Source organism: Pseudomonas sp. KT_2_4 (assembly GCF_041410225.1).
GTDB classification, from domain to species: Bacteria; Pseudomonadota; Gammaproteobacteria; order Pseudomonadales; family Pseudomonadaceae; genus Aquipseudomonas; species Aquipseudomonas paracarnis.
The window spans coordinates 6,032,245-6,053,565 of sequence record NZ_CP166962.1 but is presented as its reverse complement, the minus strand read 5'-3'; the positions used below and the strand labels follow the sequence as shown (position 1 = coordinate 6,053,565).

At 61.3% G+C, this 21,321-nt stretch carries 18 protein-coding genes; 14 read left to right on the top strand and 4 right to left on the bottom strand.

Going from position 1 to position 21,321, the window contains the following annotated elements; translation table 11 throughout:
* Nucleotides 1-8 precede the first annotated feature (8 nt).
* Together AB9N64_RS27985 and AB9N64_RS27980 are read right to left on the bottom strand one after the other, a co-directional pair.
* Nucleotides 9-509, bottom strand: coding sequence for a sigma-70 family RNA polymerase sigma factor (locus AB9N64_RS27985; RefSeq protein ID WP_236466224.1), 501 nt, complete (start codon nt 507-509; stop codon nt 9-11).
* 79 nt (nt 510-588) lie between these two features.
* Nucleotides 589-990 carry a cytochrome c gene (locus tag AB9N64_RS27980; protein ID WP_236466226.1) on the bottom strand — a complete coding sequence of 134 codons (402 nt, stop codon included), beginning with the start codon at nt 988-990 and terminating at the stop codon, nt 589-591.
* A 147-nt stretch (nt 991-1,137) separates the two neighbouring features.
* On the opposite strand from AB9N64_RS27980, the gene AB9N64_RS27975 reads away from it, so the two are divergent.
* Genes AB9N64_RS27975 through AB9N64_RS27965 form a run of 3 tightly spaced genes read left to right on the top strand, consistent with a single transcriptional unit; the run spans nt 1,138 to nt 4,656 of the window.
* On the top strand, nt 1,138-1,938 hold the full coding sequence (locus tag AB9N64_RS27975) for a glucose 1-dehydrogenase (RefSeq protein WP_019818709.1): 801 nt from the start codon (nt 1,138-1,140) through the stop codon (nt 1,936-1,938).
* A complete protein-coding gene (locus AB9N64_RS27970) occupies nt 1,931-3,757 on the top strand; it encodes a glycoside hydrolase family 15 protein (RefSeq protein ID WP_019818710.1) in 1,827 nt (608 codons plus the stop codon). The genes AB9N64_RS27975 and AB9N64_RS27970 overlap by 8 nt, the downstream gene beginning before the upstream one ends.
* A complete protein-coding gene (locus AB9N64_RS27965) occupies nt 3,745-4,656 on the top strand; it encodes an alpha/beta fold hydrolase (protein ID WP_014717848.1) in 912 nt (303 codons plus the stop codon). The genes AB9N64_RS27970 and AB9N64_RS27965 overlap by 13 nt, the downstream gene beginning before the upstream one ends.
* Here the strand turns inward: AB9N64_RS27965 and AB9N64_RS27960 are convergent.
* On the bottom strand, nt 4,642-5,610 hold the full coding sequence (locus AB9N64_RS27960) for a GlxA family transcriptional regulator (RefSeq protein WP_014717847.1): 969 nt from the start codon (nt 5,608-5,610) through the stop codon (nt 4,642-4,644). The genes AB9N64_RS27965 and AB9N64_RS27960 overlap by 15 nt on opposite strands.
* An 89-nt stretch (nt 5,611-5,699) precedes the next feature.
* On the opposite strand from AB9N64_RS27960, the gene AB9N64_RS27955 reads away from it, so the two are divergent.
* Nucleotides 5,700-6,380, top strand: coding sequence for a DJ-1/PfpI family protein (locus AB9N64_RS27955; protein WP_371359814.1), 681 nt, complete (start codon nt 5,700-5,702; stop codon nt 6,378-6,380).
* Between the two features lie 465 nt (nt 6,381-6,845).
* Here the strand turns inward: AB9N64_RS27955 and AB9N64_RS27950 are convergent, their stop codons facing one another.
* Entirely contained in the window at nt 6,846-7,475 is a 630-nt protein-coding gene (locus tag AB9N64_RS27950) for a LysE family translocator (protein ID WP_371359813.1), read from the bottom strand.
* 169 nt (nt 7,476-7,644) lie between these two features.
* Between AB9N64_RS27950 and AB9N64_RS27945 the strand changes: the two genes are divergently transcribed.
* The 10 genes from AB9N64_RS27945 (at nt 7,645) to AB9N64_RS27900 (ending at nt 21,316) form a co-directional block, all read left to right on the top strand.
* Nucleotides 7,645-8,160, top strand: a complete 516-nt coding sequence (locus AB9N64_RS27945) for a sigma-70 family RNA polymerase sigma factor (RefSeq protein WP_014717844.1) — start codon at nt 7,645-7,647, stop codon at nt 8,158-8,160.
* Nucleotides 8,147-9,097 (top strand): FecR domain-containing protein, encoded by a 951-nt coding sequence (locus tag AB9N64_RS27940; protein ID WP_014717843.1) that lies wholly within the window; start codon nt 8,147-8,149, stop codon nt 9,095-9,097. The genes AB9N64_RS27945 and AB9N64_RS27940 overlap by 14 nt, the downstream gene beginning before the upstream one ends.
* A 104-nt stretch (nt 9,098-9,201) precedes the next feature.
* Nucleotides 9,202-11,688, top strand: a complete 2,487-nt coding sequence (locus AB9N64_RS27935) for a TonB-dependent siderophore receptor (protein WP_014717842.1) — start codon at nt 9,202-9,204, stop codon at nt 11,686-11,688.
* Between the two features lie 415 nt (nt 11,689-12,103).
* Nucleotides 12,104-13,543: an undecaprenyl-phosphate glucose phosphotransferase gene (locus AB9N64_RS27930; RefSeq protein ID WP_014717841.1), complete on the top strand. Its 1,440-nt coding sequence runs from the start codon at nt 12,104-12,106 to the stop codon at nt 13,541-13,543.
* On the top strand, nt 13,543-15,003 hold the full coding sequence (locus tag AB9N64_RS27925) for a mannose-1-phosphate guanylyltransferase/mannose-6-phosphate isomerase (RefSeq protein ID WP_014717840.1): 1,461 nt from the start codon (nt 13,543-13,545) through the stop codon (nt 15,001-15,003). The genes AB9N64_RS27930 and AB9N64_RS27925 overlap by 1 nt, the downstream gene beginning before the upstream one ends.
* Nucleotides 15,003-15,914, top strand: coding sequence for a glycosyltransferase family 2 protein (locus AB9N64_RS27920; RefSeq protein WP_014717839.1), 912 nt, complete (start codon nt 15,003-15,005; stop codon nt 15,912-15,914). Before AB9N64_RS27925 ends, AB9N64_RS27920 begins: the two co-directional genes overlap by 1 nt.
* A 6-nt stretch (nt 15,915-15,920) precedes the next feature.
* Nucleotides 15,921-16,748, top strand: coding sequence for a polysaccharide biosynthesis/export family protein (locus AB9N64_RS27915; RefSeq protein WP_014717838.1), 828 nt, complete (start codon nt 15,921-15,923; stop codon nt 16,746-16,748).
* 70 nt (nt 16,749-16,818) lie between these two features.
* Nucleotides 16,819-18,798: a GumC family protein gene (locus AB9N64_RS27910; RefSeq protein WP_371359812.1), complete on the top strand. Its 1,980-nt coding sequence runs from the start codon at nt 16,819-16,821 to the stop codon at nt 18,796-18,798.
* On the top strand, nt 18,798-19,979 hold the full coding sequence (locus AB9N64_RS27905; RefSeq protein WP_371359811.1) for a glycosyltransferase: 1,182 nt from the start codon (nt 18,798-18,800) through the stop codon (nt 19,977-19,979). The genes AB9N64_RS27910 and AB9N64_RS27905 overlap by 1 nt, the downstream gene beginning before the upstream one ends.
* Complete coding sequence (locus tag AB9N64_RS27900) at nt 19,976-21,316, top strand: beta-galactosidase (protein WP_014717835.1); 1,341 nt, start codon at nt 19,976-19,978, stop codon at nt 21,314-21,316. The genes AB9N64_RS27905 and AB9N64_RS27900 overlap by 4 nt, the downstream gene beginning before the upstream one ends.
* Nucleotides 21,317-21,321: the final 5 nt, after the last annotated feature.

The window sequence follows — 21,321 nt, the reverse complement described above, 5'->3', positions numbered from 1 at the left end:
AAAGCCGGTCATGGCGCGCTCGCATCCAGACGATCACGCAGATGCCGCAAGGTGCGGATCATATACTTTTCCACCATGTTTTTAGACAGCCCCAGGCGTGTGGCGATTTCCTGCTGGGTGAGCCCTTCGATCTTCTGCCAGATAAAAACCCTGCGACAGTTGAGCGGCAACTCGGCCAGCGCCCGCTCGATGGCGTCGGCCAATTGGATCGCGTGCATGTAATGTTCCGGGTCGCTACTGTGCGGCGTACTGTGATCAGCCACCTGCAGCGTCAACGTCTCGCGACGGTCTTCGCGGCGGTAGGCGTCCACCGCAATATTGCGCGCGGTTTGATGCAGGTAGGCGCGCGGTTGCGCCACCTCGCAGGCAGCGGACTCAAGCACACGCACGAAGGTGTCGTGCGCCAGGTCTTCGGCTTGCTGACGGTTTCTCAGGCGGCGTGTCCAGGTGCCGATCAACTCTTCGTAGTGCTCGAAAAAGCCTGTTCTGCGGGGCGGCTGAGGAATCATCGCGAGAGCACTGGGGAGGCGGGGCGTGAATAGTAATGCTTCCTATTAAGTGGGGCAATTGCTGCTCATCGCCCACCCACTATTTGTTTGAAATGACCTCACTCATGTATTGATGCAAATCGCGAAAGTCTTTAACGCTCCAGGCATGTGGCGCGATCTTTACACCATTGTCCTGCAGCGTCTTGGGGATCAGGTTGCCATTGGGGCGAAGAATGACCGAGGAGACAATAACGCCAGGATATTCATGGAGTCGCTTCTTGAAGGCGGCGGTTGTCAGGTCGGGGGTTGGCGGATTGCTTTTTTGAGCCAATGGCCCCGTGCCTTTGATATCGGGCCCATGGCACACAGCACAGCGCTGTAGATACAGCGTTTTACCATTGCTGTTATCGGCAAGGCACAGGGCTGTTTGAGTCAGTGATAAAACGGCCAAGACGCCGCTGACTAACAGTTTGATCAATCTGGTATCGGCCCGCGCCCGCATTCCATCGCTTCCTGTATTGCCCTTTGTTTTCAGCATCATACGATAAAGTCGCGCTTTTACCCGCGCTGGGCGTAAACGCGAGGGGGTGAACTTCCGCTCCCCGCCGCCAGTCAGCAAGAAGGACTCTCATAAAACGGTGGGTGGGCGATGCAGATTTCCTTGCAGCAACAAGTGGCCCTGGTCACCGGGGCCAGTTCCGGCATTGGCGCGGGCGCGGCCAAAGCCCTGGCCGCAGCAGGCGCCGCGGTGGTGCTTAACTACAACTCCCAGGCGGCACCGGCTGAGGCTCTCGCCGCGCAGATCAATGCCAACGGCGGCCGAGCGCTTGCGATTGGCGGCGATGTGTCCAAGGAGGCCGATGTCGAACGCCTGTTCGCCCAAACCCTCGACGCCTTCGGCCATCTGGATATTCTGGTGGCCAACTCCGGCCTGCAAAAAGATGCCAATCTGGTCGACATGACCCTTGAGGATTGGAACACGGTGATTGGCGTCAACCTCACCGGGCAGTTCCTGTGCGCTAGGGCGGCGGTGCGTATCTTCAATCGCCAGGGCGTTCGTGAAGGTGTGTCACGGGCCGCCGGCAAAATCATCCATATGAGTTCGGTGCATCAAGTCATCCCCTGGGCCGGGCATGTGAATTACGCCGCGTCCAAGGGCGGCGTGGAGATGCTGATGCGCACCCTCGCCCAGGAAGTCAGCGAACAGCGCATCCGTATCAATGGCATTGCGCCAGGGGCGATTCGCACGGCGATCAACCGCGCGGCCACCGAAGGCGCGGCAGAACAAGAGCTGCTTAAATTGATTCCCTATGGTCGTGTCGGTGACGTCGAAGACGTGGCCAACGCCGTGGTGTGGCTGGCCAGCGATGCCTCTGATTATGTGGTTGGCAGCACCTTGTTCATCGATGGCGGTATGAGCCTCTACCCGGAGTTTCGTGGCAATGGTTGATTTCAAGAACGAACCTCAAAGCGCCATTGATGCCCACGGGATCATTGGCGACATGCGCAGCGCGGCACTGGTGAACGACCGCGGCAGCATCGACTTCTTCTGCTGGCCGGAATTTGACAGCCCGTCGGTGTTTTGCGCATTGCTCGACACGCCCGAGGCCGGCACATTTCAGCTTACCCCGGACCTGCCCAACGCCCGCCGCGAGCAGATCTACCTGCCCGACACCAACGTGCTGCAGACCCGCTGGCTGAGCGATGAAGCGGTGGTGGAGATCACCGACCTGCTGACCGTCAGCGAAAACGTCGATGAACTGCCTTTGCTGATCAGGCGGGTACGGGTGGTCAGTGGCAAGGCGACTATCCACTTAAGCTGCGCCGTGCGCCACGACTATGCCCGGGCCGCTACCGAGGCGAAGGCCGAGGCTGCCAGTGTCGTGTTCACCGCCAACGGCCAACCCGGCCTGCGCCTGACCGGCAGCCAGTCGCTGACCCTCCAAGACAACACCGCCATCGCCACCTTTACCCTCGCCCAGGATGAAGGCGCCGAATTTGTCCTCGGTGGCCAGGAGGATGCGCGCGTCACCAACGACTGTACTGACCTCTACCTGGAGCGCACCTTGAAGTTCTGGCGCGGTTGGATCAGCCAGTCCAACTACCGCGGGCGCTGGCGCGAGATGGTCAACCGCTCGGCACTGGCGCTGAAACTGCTGACCTCGCGCAAACACGGCGCCATTATCGCCGCGGCCACGTTCGGGCTGCCGGAAACGCCCGGCGGCGAACGCAACTGGGACTACCGCTATACCTGGATCCGCGATGCGTCGTTCACCGTCTATGCGTTCATGCGCCTGGGTTTCGTCGAGGAAGCCAACGCCTATATGCGCTGGCTCAGGGGTCGGGTCAGCGACTGCTGCGGCCAGCCGACCAAGATCAACATCCTGTACGGCATCGACGGTCGCCAGGAACTGCCGGAAACCACCCTCGACCACTTGAGCGGCCACGGCGGCGCCCAACCGGTACGGGTGGGCAATGAGGCGTTCGATCAGATCCAGCTGGATATCTATGGCGAACTGATGGACGCGGTCTATCTGGTGAACAAGTACGGCGAAGCCATCTCCCACCAAGGCTGGAAACACACGGTGGAAGTGGTCGACCAAGTGTGTGAGATCTGGAACCGCAAAGACGTAGGCATCTGGGAAATGCGCGGTGAGCAGCACCACTTCCTGCATTCACGCCTGATGTGCTGGGTGGCCCTGGACCGTGCCATTCGCCTGGCCTCCAAACGTTCGCTGCCGGCCCCGTTCGCACGCTGGGACCAGACGCGCCAGGCGATCTACGCCGACATCTGGAGCAACTTCTGGAACGAAGAACGCGGGCATTTCGTCCAGCATATCGGCAGTACGGCGCTGGACGGCTCGATGCTGTTGATGCCGCTGGTGCGCTTCGTTGCAGCCACCGACCCGCGCTGGCTGGCGACGCTGGAAGCGATCCAGAAAAGCCTGGTGCGCGACGGCATGGTCTACCGCTACCGCAATGACGACAGCCAGATCGATGGGCTGCAAGGCGTCGAAGGCGCGTTTGCCGCCTGCTCGTTCTGGTACGTCGAATGCCTCGCGCGCGCCGGGCAAGTCGAAAAAGCTCATCTGGAGTTCGAGCAGTTGCTGCGTTACGCCAACCCGCTGGGGTTGTACGCCGAAGAGTTCGACAGCCAGGCCCGGCACTTGGGTAACACGCCCCAGGCCTTGAGCCACTTGGCATTGATCAGTGCGGCAACGTTCCTGGACCGCAAACTCAGCGGGGAGAAAACCGTATGGCAACCGTGACGTCCCCTGCGCCGCTGCTGTATGTGCGCACAACCCTGCTTGATGTGGCTTACGAAACCCACGGCCCCATCGATGGCGAACCGGTGATCCTGTTGCATGGCTTCCCTTACGACCCACGGGGCTACGACGACATCGCGCCGGTGCTGGCTGAACGTGGTTATCGGGTATTGGTCCCGTATTTACGCGGTTATGGCCCGACGCGATTTATCAACACGCAAGTGATGCGCTCCGGCCAACAGGCGGCGCTGGCCAAGGATTTGCTCGACTTCATGGATGCATTGTCGATCCCGCAAGCCACCCTCGCCGGCTTTGACTGGGGTGGGCGCGCCGCCTGTATTGTCGCGGCGCTATGGCCACAGCGGGTGCGCGGGCTGGTGACCGGCGATGGCTACAACATCCAGGCCATCAGCCAGTCGCTCAAACCCCGGCCGCCTGAGACAGAGCACCGGCTCTGGTATCAGTACTACTTTCACACCCAGCGCGGGGTCGACGGCTTGACGGCCAACCGGCGTGAACTCTGCCAATTGCTCTGGACGCTGTGGTCACCGTCCTGGGCCGAAGGGCCAAGCCGCTACGCCCTGACCGCGCCGTCGTTTGATAACCCGGATTTTGTCGAGGTGGTGATTCATTCCTATCGCCATCGCTTTATGTATGCGCCGGGTGATCCCGCGCTGGAATACATCGAGCAGGCGCTGGTGCCCCAACCGGCGATATCGGTACCGAGCATTTCGTTGTGTGGGGCCGATGACGGTGTGGGCCCGCCGCCGCTTGTGGATGACGATGTGGAGCACTTCAGCGGCTTTTATCGCCGGCAGGTGTTGCCCGGCGTGGGTCATAATGTTTTCCAGGAAGCGCCGCAGGTCACGCTTGAAGCACTGCTGGAACTACTGGAGCGGTGAAAAACGCTCTCGATAAGCCTGGGGCGTCACTGACAAGGCCCGCAGAAAGCTGCGGCGCAAAGTCTCTTCACAGCCAAAACCGCATTGCATGGCGATACGTTTGATGGAGGTCGTGCTGTCTGCCAGTTGCCGGCGTGCGTTTTCGACGCGAATCAGTTCCACGGCCCGCGCCGGTGTTTGGCCAGTCTCGGTGCGGTAATGGCGTACAAAGCTGCGCTCGCTCATGCCAGCCTGGGCTGCCAGGGTGGCGATGCTCAAATCCAGCGTCAGGTTATCGGCGATCCAGGCATGCAGCTCGGCAAAACGGCTGTCGCTCTTTTGCAGGGATAACGTCACGCTGAATTGCGACTGACCGCCAGGGCGCTTGAGGAACACCACCAAGTGGCGCGCCACCTCCAGGGCAATCGCACGCCCCAGGTCATCCTCTACCAGGGCCAGGCACAGGTCGATCCCGGCGGTCACGCCAGCAGACGTCCACACCGCGCCCTGCTGGATGAAAATCGGATTGGCCTCCACCGTGAGTGCAGGGAACTTGCGCGCCAGTTCTTCACAGCGCGTCCAGTGCGTGGCCACGCGGCAACCATCAAGCAGACCACTGGCGGCCAGCAGAAAAGCCCCGGTGCAGACCGAGGCCATGCGCCGGGTGTGCAGGGATTTATCACGCACCCATTGCACCAGCGTCGGGTCCTCGGCAACACCGTACACACCCCAGCCACCGGCGATCACCAGCGTGTCGCAGGGCTGGTCAATGGCGGGCAGCGGCTCGGCCAGCAGCGCCAGGCCGGCCGACGTCATTACCGGCCCAGCCTGAGTAGCAATGACGTTGACCGCGTAGGGCAATGGCAAACCACGTTGGCGCGCGAGATCGTTAGCCGATGCGAACACTTGTAGAGGCCCGGTGACATCGAGCACCTGGGCATTCTCAAACGCGAGTACATGAATAATTTTTGGCATGATTGGCGAGATTAGTGGGCTCAATGGCGTATTCGCCAAAGCCTAGGCTTCTACAGTGAGGACGTCCATTCCTTTTCGGAGCTTGAACCATGACCTTGCAGATCGGTTTTCTATTGTTCCCCGGCATCCAGCAACTGGACCTTACCGGCCCCTATGATGTCCTCGGTTCGCTGCCAGACGTGAAACTGCACCTGGTGTGGAAAGACCTCGCGCCGATCACCTCCAGCACGGGCTTGGTGTTCACGCCGACCATCACTTATGCCGACTGCCCGAACCTGGATGTGCTCTGCGTACCCGGCGGCGCCGGTGTGGGCCCTTTGATGGAAGACCCGCAAACCCTGGATTTTCTCAAGGCCCAGGCACAGACAGTGCGCTACATGACCTCGGTGTGCACCGGTTCATTGGTATTGGGCGCGGCAGGGTTACTGCGCGGTCGCAAGGCCACCACCCATTGGGCCTACCGCCACCTGCTCGCCCCGCTCGGTGCTATTCCCGTACAGGAACGTGTGGTGCGTGACGGCAACCTGTTTACCGGCGGCGGGATCACCGCCGGCATCGACTTTGCCCTGACTCTGGCCGCGGAGTTGTACAGCGAAGCGGCGGCGCAACTGGTACAACTGCAGATCGAATACGCGCCGGCCCCACCGTTTGACTCAGGCCGCCCGGAGACGGCGCCCCGGCATGTGCTGGAGGAAGCCAACAAGCGCACGGTGGAGTCACGCAGAGTGCGCGGGGAGATTGTTGCGCGGGCAGCTGCGCGGCTGGGGTGAAGTTGGATTTCTCACGTCCGGTCGCTGAATTTGCAGCGACTGGGAAGGTCCGTGGGAATGAACCGGTTTCAACGCTTGAACGTGAGGTAAGTCCTAGTCCGCTGTACGAAACTCCCTTTGATTCTTTCGGTGCTCAACGGCTGTCCAGTCGTAGCCAGTCTTTCGACTGACCTGGTAGTCGCGGCAAAGCTGGCCAAAGGTATCTCTTCAGTCAAATAAGTGGCCGTTACCGCAGGAATGGATATGTGCTCGGTCTGATACCCGGTGTCGGCTGGCAGGCCGCCTTCGCGAGCAAACCAGCTCCCACAATTGGATCGTAGGGTGTCAGGTAGAGAAGCGTCGGCTGGCAGGCCGCCATCGCAGGCAAGCCAGCTCCCACAGTTGGATTGCGGGGTGTCTGGTAGATGAGCGTCGGCTGTCGGGCCCCCCGCCACAAAGAAACTTGCTTGGCTTCCCGCCTGTCATTCAGGCAGGACGCGAAATCACCGCCAAGCGCACCGCCAACGCCGTCAGCACCGCTGCCAAGCCCCACTTCTGCAGCCAGGCGCTTTTGGTGCGCTTGGCGAAGACGCGGCTGAGCGCCCCGCCAAACAGGCCCAATAGCATGTGAAACACGCTCGCGATCAACGTCAGCACGCCGCCCAGCACCATCAGTTGCAAGGCGATGGGCCCCGCCTCGGGCCGCACAAACTGTGGCAGGAACACCATGAAAAACAACAACGCCTTGGGGTTGAGCAAACTGTTGAGCATGGCCTGCAGAAACACTCGGCCCAACGCCACGCGGCCGACGCGGGCGGTGTCCAGGCCGGGGCGTTTTTGCAAGGTTTTGAAGGCCAGCCACAGCAGGTAAATCACGCCCGCATAAAGGATCAGGTCGAACGCTGGCGGCCAACTGGCGACCAACGCCGTCACCCCCATGGCGGTCAACGCTGTCAGCAACAGGTCGGCCACGCCAATGCCCAGGGCCGAAGCAACGCCGCCGCGCCAGCCATGGGTGACGCCCTGACTGATGACAAATGCCATGTTCGGCCCCGGTGACAGCAACAACAGCAACACAGCGCCGGAAAAAACACCAAGTGTGACGAGGCTGATCATGGTCGAACCGTCCGCTGGGAAAAAATCCAGATTAATCGGCGCTGGCAGGCGCTACAAAAAATTGTGCTGGATACATTGCTCACGCAGCGAACCGAGTGATTGCTGAATGCCACAACCAACGTCTAGAATGCGAAACATTATCAATTAAGCCTGCTGCGCCAGGATGACCATGTCGAGCAATCACCCACTGGACCTTGCTGCCATCGGCCAGCTTTACCAAGCCCACCATTCCTGGCTGCGGGGCTGGTTGAGCCGGCGCACGGGTTGCCATGAGCGCGCCGCCGACCTCGCGCAGGACACCTTCGTGCGCCTGCTCAACGCGCGTCAGCAACAGACCTTGCAGCAGCCGCGCGCGTACCTGAGCAGCATCGCGCGCAGCTTGATGATCGACCAATACCGGCGCCGCGAACTGGAACGCGCCTACCTGGAAAGCCTGGCGCACTTTGCGCAAATGGAGGTGCCGAGCGAGGAAACACGGCTGCTGATCCTCGACAGCCTGGAGCGCATCGACCGTTTGCTCGACCAGCTCAAGCCACGGGTGCGCGAGGCGTTTCTGTTGGCCCAATTGGACGGCCTGACCTGTCCACAGATCGCCCTGCGCCTGGGCGTGTCCAAGGCCACAGTGGAGCGCGACCTGTCCAAGGCGCTGCACGCCTGTTACCGGTTGCGCTATGCCGACTCCTGACTCGCGCCTGGTCGACCAGGCCATCCAGTGGATGATCAAGCTGCGCTACAACACCGCCGACGACGCCAGCACCGCGGCCTTTGAGCAGTGGCTGCAGACCAGCGAGGCGCATCAGCAGGCCTGGCAACGGGTCGCCACCCTGAATGACGATTTCAACCACTTGCCGGCGCATGTCAGTCGCCATGCACTCGACGGCGCACGCCGGCACATCAGCCGTCGTGAAGGCCTGAAAATGCTCGGGCTGTTTGCCGGCGCCGCAGGTTTAGCCTGGCTGGGCCGCGACTACACGCCCCTGCCCGCCTTGATGGCGGACTACCGCACCGCCACTGGCGAGCGGCGCTGGGTAGCATTGGAGGATGGCAGCAAAGTCCAGCTCAACAGCGCCAGCGCCGTCGACATTACCTCCAGCGCCGAACAACGGCTGGTGAACCTGCGCCAGGGTGAAATATTGATCAATACCGGCGTCGACCGCCGTCCGCTATGGGTGCATACCCGCGACGGTTACCTACGCGCCCTGGGCACACGCTTGCTGGTGCGCGAAGAACCCCAAGGCACCCTGCTGGCCGTGCAGCAGGGTGCGGTGGCGGTGTTTGCCGACCGCCATGACGGCACGGCACGCCAAGTGATCAAGCCTGGCGAACAGGTAGTGTTCAACCGTAGCGGTATCCGCCCGTCCCCCAACAACGGCCTGGACCCTTGGGCCTGGAGTGACGGGGTGATCAGCGCCCACAACATGCGTCTGGAGGACTTCCTGGCCGAGCTGGGCCGCTATCGCAATGGGTTGCTGCGTTGCAGCGAAGCCGTGGCGGGGCTGCGGGTGTCGGGTACTTACCAACTGGACGACACCGACCAGGTGCTCAAGTTGGTGGCGCAATCGCTGGCAATCGATGTGACCTACCGTAGCCGTTACTGGGTGACCGTCTCCGCTCGCGTGTGACCTTGCAAAATAAATGAGGTGAATTCTCATTGCCATTCGACCTGTAAGGAGAGGCCGATCAACAGGCCCGTGTTGTCCACTTCCTTCAGGAGCATCCCGCGGTCATGCAAGCGTTCCCCTCCAAACGTTCACCCCTCAGACACGCCCTCAATGCCACCCTCCTTGGCGCGTGCGTGGCGGCCAGCGCCTTGCCGTATACCGCAAGTGCCCAGGAGCCCGGCAGCGAGCGCCAGGCCCGCGCCTGGAATATTGCGCCTGGGCCGCTGGCGGGCGCCCTTGATCAGTTTGCGCGGCAGGCCGGTATCAGCCTGTCGTATGACGCTGGCAGCGTGGCAGGCAAAAGCAGCCCGGGGCTGAGCGGCACCCTGGCCCCCCAACAGGCCCTGAACCGGTTACTTCAGGGCCAGGGTTTGCAGGCGCAAAGCCAGGGCCAGAACGCTTGGTTACTGCTACCCCAGCAGCAAGCCGGCTCGACGCTGAACCTGGGCGCCACCACCATCACCGGTGATCGTTTGGGCGCCACCACCGAAGGCACCGGCTCCTACACCACCGGCGCCGTGACCATCGGCAAGGGCGAACACAGCCTGCGACGCACGCCGCAATCGGTGAGTGTGATGACCCGCAAGCTGATGGATGACCAGAACATCACCACCATCGACCAATTGCTGGAGCGCACCCCAGGCATCACCAGCTACGAATCACCCATGGGCGGCAAGTATTTTTACTCCCGGGGCTTCAAGATGCTCGGCCAATACCAATTCGACGGCGTGCCACTGGATATCGGCAAGGACTACGTACAGGCCGACAGTTTCAGCGCGAACATGGCGATCTATGATCGGGTGGAAGTCCTCAAGGGCGCTGCTGGCATGCTCAAGGGCGCCGGCACCGCCAGTGGTGCGGTGAACTTCGTACGCAAACGGCCCCAGGACAAGCCCACCACCAGCCTTGGCCTCTCGGCGGGCACCTGGGATAACTATCACGCCGAATTCGACACCGGCGGCCCATTGAACGACAGCGGCACGGTGCGTGGCCGCGCGGCGGTTAGCCAACAGAATCGTGGCTCGTACATGGACCTTGCCAAGCGTCAGGACCAGGCGTTTTACGCGGCCCTGGACATGGATGTCAGCCCTGATACCACCCTGGGCTTCGGGGCCAGCTATGAGGATGTCGACTCCACGCCGTGCTGGAGCGGCCTGCCGCGTTATCGTGACGGCAAAAGCCTCGGCCTGAGCCGCTCCACCTGCCTGGGCCAGGCCTGGAACGATTGGCAAAGCCAGCGCACCACGCTGTTCGCCGATCTGACCCATCACTTCAACGACGACTGGAAGCTCAAAGTCAGCGCCGTGCATAGCCGCAACCTGCAAGACATCAAATACGCCGCCAGCGAAAGCACCGTGGACTATGGTAACCCGGCCCCCACGCTCACCAGCTATGCAGCCTTGCTGGACTACGATCACAAAGACTACGGCCTGGACGCCTACATCGATGGTCAATTCGAAGCCTTTGGCCTGCAACATGAGTTGATCCTCGGCGCCAATGGCAGCCGTGGCACCCAGGACGATGTCTATGCGATCCGCAACCTGCCCCAGCGCCAAAGCGTCTTCAACCCCAACCACCACTTCCCGGAACCTGCCGACGACACCTTCTGGCCCAACATGTACCGTGGCGGCACGGTCAAGGAAACCGCCACTCAATACGGTGCCTACGCCACCTTGCGCCTGCGTCTGGCCGAACCTTTGATGCTGGTTTTGGGCAGTCGCGTCAGTTGGTATGAAAACCGCCGTGAGTCCCTGAACCTGGCCTGGGGCGAGTGGACCGACCAGGATGCACGCACCAAGGAAACCGGGGTGGTCACGCCGTTCGCCGCGCTGATCTACGACCTCACTGACAACCTTTCGGTGTACACCAGCTACGCCGATATCTTCCAGCCACAAAGCTCCTACGCTACGGTCAGCGGTTCGGCCCTCAAGCCGAAAATGGGTGAGAACTATGAGTTGGGCATCAAGGGCGAATGGTTTGACGGGCGCCTGAACAGCTCCCTGGCGCTGTTTCGCGCCATCGAAAAAAACGCCGCCCAAACCGATTTCGAGACCCGCTGCGGCAGCTCCTCCGACGGCTACTGCTACACCGACACGGGCAAAGTTCGCGCCCAAGGGGTCGAGGCCGAGCTGAGCGGCGAATTGATCGAGCGCCTGCAAGTGTTTGGCGGCTATACCTACACGCAAACCAAGAACCTGAAGAACATCGACAGCGCAGCCGAAGGCGCGGTGTCCAACACTTACGTGCCACGGCATATGCTGCGCTTGTGGGGCGACTACCAGTTGGACGGTGCGCTGTCGAAATGGACAGTCGGCGCAGGGGTCAACGCCCAAAGCAGCAACTACCGGCTGCAAACCATCAAACTGGAACAGGCCGGGTATGCGTTGTGGAATGCACGCCTGGCGTATCAGGTGGATGACACCTGGACCGTGGCGCTCAATGGCAACAACCTGTTCGATAAAAATTACTACCAGACCGTGGGCACCTCAGGCTGGGGTAATCTCTATGGAGAGCCGCGCAACCTGACCCTGAGCCTCAAAGGCAACTTCTAGGCACTGCCCCTCCTGTAGGAGCGAGCATGCTCGCTCCTACAACTTCCCCTTCCTGCCATCGTCAGAAAGCTTTTTTTCGCTGCCAGGCAAATCCCTACGTTTGTTCCTACACTCCAAAAAGCCAGCATCAATTCTCGATTTTTCTGAAAGCGTCCCCTCTTATGTCAATTAATCGTCATATCATGGAGGCCTTACGAGAGCCATTGACGGCAAAGGCCAAAAAGCCAAAACATTGACACGGACCCTCAAGAGAGCCACTATTTAGCCATCACTCCGTAAATTCCTGCGTCTGAACAGGCATTACGTATTACCCAGCAACAGCAGTTGTTCGATTTGCACCACTTGTAAAGCAAAGCTGCCTTATGGATGAGCAAACGAATAGGAACGTTCTGGTGGTGTATTGAGGATCTGATTTATGCGCGGTAAATCGTCGGTCGATAGCCTGTTTCTGACTCGTCCCGGTTTCGTTGAGTTTTTTGTCGTTTTCGTGAAACTGATCCACGGCCTTACGGCTGTGGTGCCGGCCATTATTCTGTTGTTCTACCCGGACCCCGTCGCCGAGCACATGCGCAACCACTACCTGGGCCTGCTGGTGTTTTTTGCGCTCCTGACCATCATTCTGTTCCAGGCTCTGGGGGTGTACTCCGAGGATCTGTTCAGCAACCGCCTGCGTTTTCGCGTGATGCTGGTGGCCTGGGTCTCGGCGTTTTGCATCCTGCTGTTCATGTACCAGATCCTGCTGCTCTTCCCACAGTTGAGCCCACGCAACCTGGCGGCCTGGTTTTCCATGAGCCTGGTGCTGTTTGGCGTGGAGCGGATATTGATGCTGCGCCTGTACCGCCATCTGATGGATAACGGCAAATTCCTCCAGCGCACCGTGATCCTGGGCTTTACCGACACGGCCGTGCATGTGGCTGAACACCTGTCGCGCAACAGTGACATCCGCTCCGGCCTGATCGGTTTTATCGACGACCGTACCGAGCGCATTCCCAAGGAATTGAGCCGCCTGCCGTTGCTGGGCAATACCCGCGACCTGGAAAAGCTGATCCGCTCCGAACAGGTCAACCAGGTGATGATCACCCTGCCCTGGGCTGCCGAGCAGCGCATCAATGGGTTGGTCAAGCGCCTGCGGCAGATGTCGGTGAACGTCATGCTGGTGCCGGATATGGCCGCCCTGCGCTACGGCCATAACCGCATCACCGATGTGGGCGGCATCCTGATGTTCAACACCTCGCAGTTGCCACTGCGGGGCTGGTCGCCCTTTATCAAACGTTGTGAAGACCTGCTGCTGGCCAGCATCGGCCTGCTGCTGCTGTCGCCGGTGATGCTGGTGACCGCCATCGCGATCAAACTCGATTCCAAGGGCCCGGTGCTGTTTCGCCAGAAGCGCTTTGGCTACAACGACAACCTGATCCGGGTATTCAAGTTCCGCTCAATGTACGTCGAACAGACCGACCTCAACGCCGAAAACCAGACCACGCGCCAGGACCCGCGCATTACCCGGGTCGGCAGGATCATCCGCAAGACCAGCATCGATGAGCTGCCCCAGCTGTTCAACGTACTGCTGGGCAATATGTCGATGGTCGGCCCGCGCCCCCACGCCACGGCCACCAAGGCGGCCGGGATTCCTTTCGAGCAAGCGGTCAGCGAATACAGCTCGCGCCATCGGGTCAAGCCTGGCATCACCGGCTGGGCGCAGATCAATGGTTACCGCGGCGAGACCGACACGCTGTTCAAGATTCAGAAACGGGTCGAATACGACCTGGAATACATCGCCAAATGGTCCGTGTGGCTGGACCTCTACATCGTTTTCATGACGGTCCCGGCCGTTCTTTCCACCAAGGAAGTCTATTGATGAACCCACTTAACGGATTGATCCCGTGCATCATCTCCGGTGGTTCGGGTACGCGGCTGTGGCCGGTTTCGCGGCAGAACATGCCCAAGCCGTTCATGCGCATGCGCGACGACCAGAGCCTGTTGCAGAAGACCTTCCTGCGGGCCAGTCACTTGCCGGGCGTCGACAGCATCCTGACCGTGACCAACCGCGACCTGCTGTTTCGCACCCTGGACGACTACCGCGCGGTGAACACCCAGCGCCTGGGCCTCGACCTGCTGCTGGAGCCGTTTGGCCGCAACACCGCCGCCGCCATCGCCGTGGCTGCGTTGCATGTGCAGGAGCATTTCGGCGCAGACGCGCAGTTGCTGGTGATGCCGGCCGATCATCTGGTCCTCGATGAAGGCGCCTTTGCCCAGGCGGTGGAAAAAGCCCGCGCGTTGGCCGAGGCCGGTTACCTGGTGACCTTTGGCATCCAGCCTGACCGAGCAGAAACCGGCTTTGGCTATATCGAACAAGGGCCGGCACTGGGCGCTGGGTTTCGGGTGCAGCGCTTTGTCGAAAAGCCCGACCAAGCCACCGCCCAAGGCTACCTGGACGGCGGCAAGCACCTGTGGAATGCCGGCATGTTCTGCTTCAAGGCAGCCACCCTGCTGGAAGAATTGGCCAGCCACGCCCCGGCGGTTCTGGAGGCGGCCAAGGCTGCACTGGAGCACAGCCAGAGCCTGCAAAACAGCAGCAGTCGCCAGCGCGAACTGAGCCCTGAAGGTTTCGGCACCGCGCCGGATATCTCCATTGATGTGGCGCTGATGGAAAAATCCGCCCAGGTTGCGGTCGTGCCCTGCGACATTGGCTGGAGCGATATCGGCTCTTGGGAAGCCCTGCGCCAACTCACGCCCAGTGATGACAATGGCAACCAGATCAATGGCGAGGCGATCCTGCACGACGTACATAACTGCTACATCGATTCGCCCAAGCGGGTACTCGGTGCGGTGGGCGTGCGCGACCTGATCATCGTCGACACCCCGGACGCCCTGCTGATCGCCGACGCCCATCGCAGCCAGGACGTGCGGCATATCGTTGCCGAACTCAAGCGCCAGAATCACCCGGCGTTCAGCCTGCACCGCACTGTCACCCGGCCTTGGGGCACCTACACGGTGCTGGAGGAAAGCACGCGGTTCAAAATCAAGCGCATCGTGGTCAAGCCCAAAGGCTCGCTGTCCCTGCAAATGCACCATCACCGCAGCGAGCATTGGGTAGTGGTCAGCGGCGCAGCGATGATCACCAATGGCGAACGCGAGATCCTGCTCAACATGAACGAGTCCACCTACATTCCCGCCGGGCACAAGCACCGCCTGACCAACCCCGGCATCATCGACCTGGTGATGATCGAGGTACAGAGCGGTGAGTACCTGGGTGAAGACGACATCGTGCGTTATGACGACATCTACGGCCGCGCGCCAGTTGAAGTGAAGCCCTGATGCGTACGTCATTGATCATCCCCACCCGCAACGCGGCCAGTCACCTGGACCGCCTGTTGCCAGCGCTGCGCATGCAGACGTTGCAACCGGACGAGATGCTGGTGGTCGACAGCGCATCGAGCGATGACACCGTGGCGCGCTTTCGCGAGTTTGGCGCACGTGTGGAGGTGATTGATGCCCGCGACTTCAACCACGGCGGCACCCGGCGCTGGGCCAGTGAACAGGTGGGCGGCGACGCCTTGATCGTGATGACCCAGGACGCGATTCCCGCCACCGCCGAGACCTTCGCCAACCTGATCAGCGAGCTGCAACTGGAGCCGCTCAATGGCGTGGCCTATGGACGGCAGCTGCCGCACCCCGGCGCCGGCGTGCTCGGCGCGCAGTCGCGGCACTTCAATTACCCGGCGGCCAGCCGCACCAAGCGCCTGGACGATGCAGCGCAACTGGGCATCAAGACCTGCTTCAGCTCTGACTCGTTTTCGGTGTACCGACGCAGCGCCCTGAGCGCGGTGGGCGGTTTCCCCCGGGATGTGATTGGCAGTGAAGACGCCTATGTGGCCGCGCGCATGCTGCTGGCCGGTTACCAGGTGCGCTATGCCGCGAGCGCGCAGGTGTATCACTCCCACGATTACCGCTTGCTGGAAGAGTTTCGCCGCTACTTCGATATCGGTGTGTTCTACGGCCGCGAACCGTGGATTCGCCAGGCGTTTGGCGACGCCGGCGGCGAAGGCAAACGTTATGTGCTGGCCGAACTGCACGCATTGCGCGAGGCCAACGCGCTGTATCGCGCCCCCGAAGTGGTGGTGCGCAGTGCCTTTAAATTGCTGGGCTATCGCCTCGGCCACCTTGAACGCCACCTGCCCAACGCGCTTAAACGGCGCCTGGGCATGTTTTCCACCTACTGGACTTGAGCCGTCATGAAGACTATCAACCGACGTTTCCGTCTTACCCTGCTCGGCCTTTTGAGCACCTCAATCTGGCTGGCCGGTTGTTCGACCCCCGCGCGGGTGCCGCTTCCTGACAACACTACGCTCAAGGCCGGCCATCAAGCGGCGCTGACCCTGGCCGACCTGCCACCGCCGCAGGTGCTGATCCAGAGCGGCGACTCGCTGCGTATCGTGCGTGATGCCCAGGAACCGGCGGCGGCCGATGACATGACGGTGTTCGTGGTGCGCCCCGACGGCGTGATCTCGGTGCCCAACATTGGCCGGGTCAAGGCGGCCTTGCGCACGCCCGAAGACCTAGGCAAGGAGATCACCGAGAAGTATAAGCGCATCTACCGCGAACCTGCGGTGACGGTGAACATCGCCAGCGCACCGAGCAACAAGGTGTTTATCGGCGGCGCGGTGTCCAACCCGGCGTTTTTCGACCTGGCCGGCAACGTCAGCGTCGAGCAGGCGCTGCTCAGCTCCGGTGGTGTATTGCCCTCGGCGGATGCCTCCAACGTGGCCTTGCTGCGTACCGGGCCCGATGGCAAGTACAGGACGTACTTCATCAGCCTGGAAAGCATGCTGACCAACCCCAATCACCCGCGGGTGGCGTTGCAGCGCGGCGATTTGATCTTTGTGCCGCAGTCGGGCATCGGCGCGACGGTGGAGGCCGTGGACATGTACTTCACCAAGCTGTTTCCGATCAACAAAGGGATTGGCATTGGCTTGAATTACGACCTGAACAAGAGCGACGTGAAAAACAGCGGCAACACCATCTACAACAACCCAACCATCAACGCAGGCCAAGGATTATGAAGCGGGCTTCGTATCACTCGAACCAAGCGTTCCCGCCTTTCGTAACCCCCATATGCAATGGAGTGATCCTGTGATCGAAATCCGCTCTCTTCGCGACCTGCTGCGGCTGTTTTTCATCTACCGCCGCGAATTCAAACTGGCCGTGATCACCACGATCGTCGTTGCCGTGCTGGGTGCCTTCCTGTTGCCGGCTCGCTACGAGTCGGACGCACGCTTGCTGGTAAAGCCGGGCCGGGACAACACCACGTTGCCGATCGAAGCCGCCAACCGTCAGACGCTGATTGCCCCGAGCACCCAGCACGACCCGATTGTCGACGAAGAAAAAATGCTCACGGGCCGGCCCATCGTGCATATCGTCGCCGAGCGCTATATGGCGATGACCGCCGAACCGCCGCAAGGCTTCTGGAAGGTCACCAAGTTCTACATCAAAAAGGGCGTGGGCGAAGTCATCAATGGCATTCGTAGTGTGCTGCAGTTCGTCGGCCTTGCCGAGAAACAAAGCCCGCTGGAACGCCTGGCGACCTCACTGGAGAAGAACTTCACCGCCGGTCACGAGCCGGGTTCTTCGGTGATCGAGATTTCCTTCACCTGGGACGATCCGGCGGTGGCGCAAAAAATCGTCGAGACATGGGTCAATGCCTACCTCGAAGAACGCGCGCGGATTCTCGGGCGCAAGAGCCTGCACACCTTCTATGAAACCGAACGCGCCAAGGTGGCAGAGAACATCCAGAGTCTGAAAGATCAGTTGCAAGGCCGCTTGAAGCAGATCGACTCGATCAGTGTCGATGCACGCCTGAAGAACCTGACCAACCAGATCGACCGCGTCACCGATGCCAAGGTCAGCGCACAGAACCAGATATCGGGGATTCGCAGCCTCCTGGCCAACGCCAGCCAGCAGATCAAGAGCCAGCCGGCAGACGTGGTCACGATGCGCGAAACCAGCCTCAACCCCACCCAGCTCGACCTCAAGCGCCAGCTCAATGCGCTGCAAGTTGAGCGGGCTCGGCTGCTGCGCACTTACCTGCCGGGCACGCCGCAGGTCAATCAGATCGAGCAGAACATCCGCGACATGGAAGCCCTCAGCGCCCAGGAAGCTACACGCCTGGAACGCTCGCAGAACACCGCGCCCAACAGCCTGGTGATCAACGTTAAACAGCAAATGATCGACGCCCAGTTGCAAGAGCGCAAACTGGCCGGGGAAATCGAGAACTACGACAAGACCCTTGCCGAACTGCGCGCCCAGCGTGACCAGGCGATGACCGATGAACCGCAACTCAACACCCTGAGCCAACAACTGCGCACGGCCGAAAAGAGCTATGCGTTGTACTCGGACAATCTTGAACAGGCGCGAATCGACCACGAACTGGACAATAGCCAGATCAGTAACATTGCCCTGATCGAACACGCCACCCTCAACCCGGCCCGCGTGTTTCCCAAGAGCCTGCTGATGCTGTTGTTCGCCCTTCCTGCTGGCGTGGCCGTGGGCTTGCTGACCATCTATGTGCTGTACCTGCTGGACCAGCGCATCCACGATGGCACGCGCTTGCAGGAGATGTTCCATGTGCCGCTGTGGAGCAGCATTCCCGATGTGCAAGACGCAACGCCGGCAGCCGTCACCGCCAGCCTCTACCGCTTGTACAGCCTGCTGCCCCTGGATCGCATTGCCGCCGAAGGTTTTGCCCTGGGCCTGACCTCGGCGCGCCATGGCGAGGGTGTGACCTTTATCGCCTCGCAACTCAAGCGTCTGCTGGAGGAACGTGGTCACCGCGTCTCGGTCGATGGGGCGAGCGCGCCAACGCCGGGTGAGGTGTTGCTGCTGGACGCCTCGGCGCTGTCCTCCAACCCGCAGGCCTTCCTGACGCTGCGCCGCGCTGACCAGATCGTACTGGTGATCGAGGCCCGCACCAGCACCGTACCGACGATCGAAAATGCCGTGTCGTTGCTGACCACCGCGTTCGGCAAAGTCGACGGCATGATCCTCAACCGCCGTCGCTTCGAAGTGCCGGCCAAGGTGCTGGCACGACTCAACAGCTGGCGCGGGGCGGCCTGATGCGTATCGCACTGCTGGCGCCGCTGCCACCGGAGCAGACCGGGATCGCCGATTACGCCGCGCATCTGCGCCATGCGTTGACCGAACAGGGGCTGGAGGTGGTGACCCCGCTCGCCGGCTGCCTGGAATTGCCTGAACAGTTGAAGCGCCTGCAGGCCTTTGACTGGCGCGGCGTGGACCTGGTGCATGCCGAACTGGGGGGTGGGCGCTTCGGTGAGTTCCAGGCGCTGGAGTACCTGCGCCGGGCGCAACCGCACCTGCCGTTGACCGCCACGGTGCATGACCCGGAGCGCCTGATCTGGCGCCGGGCCAAGCTGTTTTTCCCCTTGACCCTACTTGAACGCCTGCCCCATCCGCTGCCCCAGGCGGCGGCGCTGCTGGCCGACCCGTTGACCTTGCACGAAGAGCGGCGCCTGGCCAAAGGTATGCGCCGGCTGATCACCCTCACCCGCCTGGGCGGCGACTGCCTGCGCCAGCGCATGGGCCTGCACCCGCAACAGGTGGCGGTGATTGCCCATGGCAACCTGCCCATCGTGCCCCAGGCGTTGCCGCCACTGGCACCGTTGCGCCTGCTGTATTTCGGTTTTATCTACCGTGGCAAGGGCATTGAAGACCTGCTCCAGGCCCTGGCCCAGTCACTGGCCGCCCACCCGCAATGCCGAAGCCAGGTACGCCTGACCCTGGCCGGTGGCACCGCGCCGGAAATGACCTTTGACCCCGCCGGCAACTACCTTGATGGCCTGCGCGAGCAGATCAGCGCCCTGCATCTTGAGGATGTGGTGGACTGGCAACTGAACCTGCCATCGGCGCAGATCCCTTCTACGATCCAGGCGCACCACGTGATGGTGCTGCCCTATCGCGAATCGAAAAAACTCAGTTTCCTAGGGCAAATGCGCGGCACCAGTGGCGCGCTGTCGTGGGCCAATGCATGCGGGCGCGGGGTGATCACCTCCAACGCCCGCGCCTTTGCCGAAGAGGTGGCTGGCGGTAATGGCATCACCTATCAGCAGGGCGATACAGCGTCCTTGAGCAACGCCTTGAGCCGATTGATCCTTGACCCGCAACAGGCGCAGCAATGGGCCGCCCGGGCTGGAGAAATCGGCCACCAACGCCAGTGGGCCAACACGGCCCAGCGGTTTGCTGAATTATTTCGGGATGCTTGTGAGGAGCCGTTGCGATGAACCTGTCATCCGTTCGCCCACTGTGGCGCTACTTGCCGCTGGCGCTGTCAATCGCCGTCGGTAGCGCCCTGCTGTTGAGTGAAAAAGTCGATGCGCAGCCGGTGAACCTGGCCCCGGAGCGCACCGTCGTCTGGAAGGACTTTCTCGGCGTAAACGCACACTTTCTGTGGTTCACACCCGAGCAGTACCACAAGCAGATCAAGCAGTATAAAAAGCTTGGATTGCAATGGGTGCGGGTCGACCTGCACTGGGATCGCCTGGAACCCAAAGAAGACGGTTATCAGCTCAGCACCTTCGATGAACTGGACCGCACCCTGACCGCTGAAAAAATCCGCTCGGTGTTTTACCTGGTGGGCTCGGCGCCCTTTATCACCACCGCCCCCAAGGGTGCGCAGTTCCAGGATCAGTACCGACCGCGGGATCCGGAAGTGTATGCGTTGCGCCTGGCACTTCTGGCCAAACGCTACCCCACTATTGATGCCTGGCAGGTGTGGAACGAGCAGAACCTACCGAACAACTGGCGCCCCAAAGTCGACGCCAAGGAGTACGGGCAATTGTTATTGGCCAGTCACCAGGCGCTGAACCTTGCCGCGCCCGGCAAACTGCAGGTCATGGGCGGCATGGCGTACTACAGCCAAATGCCGCCGCGTGGCAAAACCCTGATGTTCGAAGCACTCGGCGCGCTGGGTGTGCAAAACCTGGGCATGGTCGCGGCCTATCACCCTTATTCGATGACCCCGGAAACCGATGAGCCGGGCAAGAACGAAGTGCTGCTGCGCGGTGATCAACTCAACTCAATGCTGCACGGCGCCGGGATCAAGAACGTATGGGCCACCGAGTGGGGCTGGTCCAGCTACGCCGGCCCCAAGGAGATGCAGGACCTGATCGGTATCGACGGGCAGGCCGACTACACCTTGCGCCGCCTGGCGTTGATGGCGTCCCAGGACTACCAGAAGATTTTCCTGTTCGCGCTGTCCGACCTCGACCAACGCGCCTCGCCACGCGACCAGCATTACGGCCTGTTGAACCTTGATGGCGAACCCAAGCCGGTATACACCGCCCTCGCCCGCTTCCTGGAGATTACCGGCCCCACGCTTGAACCCGGCAACACGCCACAGTTGCAGGATGTACCGGACAGCTTCTACAGCGTGGCCTGGACCCGCCCTGACGGAAAACACCTGCTGATGTATTGGAGCGCCAAAGGCAGCAGCATCAGCCTGCCCGGCATCAAACACGCAGAACTGCTGGACCCGCTGACCGGCGCCCGGCAAACCCTGAGCGACGACAACGGTATTCGCCCAGCGGTGAAGCCAAGTTTGCAGATACTGGTGTGGTAGCCCCG

Bases quoted from the DNA above. Each gene is read 5' to 3' on its own strand.
- AB9N64_RS27985 (WP_236466224.1), bottom strand. From the start codon at position 509: ATGATTCCTCAGCCGCCCCGCAGAACAGGCTTTTTCGAGCACTACGAA.
- AB9N64_RS27980 (WP_236466226.1), bottom strand. From the start codon at position 990: ATGCGGGCGCGGGCCGATACCAGATTGATCAAACTGTTAGTCAGCGGC.
- AB9N64_RS27975 (WP_019818709.1), top strand. From the start codon at position 1,138: ATGCAGATTTCCTTGCAGCAACAAGTGGCCCTGGTCACCGGGGCCAGT.
- AB9N64_RS27970 (WP_019818710.1), top strand. From the start codon at position 1,931: ATGGTTGATTTCAAGAACGAACCTCAAAGCGCCATTGATGCCCACGGG.
- AB9N64_RS27965 (WP_014717848.1), top strand. From the start codon at position 3,745: ATGGCAACCGTGACGTCCCCTGCGCCGCTGCTGTATGTGCGCACAACC.
- AB9N64_RS27960 (WP_014717847.1), bottom strand. From the start codon at position 5,610: ATGCCAAAAATTATTCATGTACTCGCGTTTGAGAATGCCCAGGTGCTC.
- AB9N64_RS27955 (WP_371359814.1), top strand. From the start codon at position 5,700: ATGACCTTGCAGATCGGTTTTCTATTGTTCCCCGGCATCCAGCAACTG.
- AB9N64_RS27950 (WP_371359813.1), bottom strand. From the start codon at position 7,475: ATGATCAGCCTCGTCACACTTGGTGTTTTTTCCGGCGCTGTGTTGCTG.
- AB9N64_RS27945 (WP_014717844.1), top strand. From the start codon at position 7,645: ATGTCGAGCAATCACCCACTGGACCTTGCTGCCATCGGCCAGCTTTAC.
- AB9N64_RS27940 (WP_014717843.1), top strand. From the start codon at position 8,147: ATGCCGACTCCTGACTCGCGCCTGGTCGACCAGGCCATCCAGTGGATG.
- AB9N64_RS27935 (WP_014717842.1), top strand. From the start codon at position 9,202: ATGCAAGCGTTCCCCTCCAAACGTTCACCCCTCAGACACGCCCTCAAT.
- AB9N64_RS27930 (WP_014717841.1), top strand. From the start codon at position 12,104: ATGCGCGGTAAATCGTCGGTCGATAGCCTGTTTCTGACTCGTCCCGGT.
- AB9N64_RS27925 (WP_014717840.1), top strand. From the start codon at position 13,543: ATGAACCCACTTAACGGATTGATCCCGTGCATCATCTCCGGTGGTTCG.
- AB9N64_RS27920 (WP_014717839.1), top strand. From the start codon at position 15,003: ATGCGTACGTCATTGATCATCCCCACCCGCAACGCGGCCAGTCACCTG.
- AB9N64_RS27915 (WP_014717838.1), top strand. From the start codon at position 15,921: ATGAAGACTATCAACCGACGTTTCCGTCTTACCCTGCTCGGCCTTTTG.
- AB9N64_RS27905 (WP_371359811.1), top strand. From the start codon at position 18,798: ATGCGTATCGCACTGCTGGCGCCGCTGCCACCGGAGCAGACCGGGATC.
- AB9N64_RS27900 (WP_014717835.1), top strand. From the start codon at position 19,976: ATGAACCTGTCATCCGTTCGCCCACTGTGGCGCTACTTGCCGCTGGCG.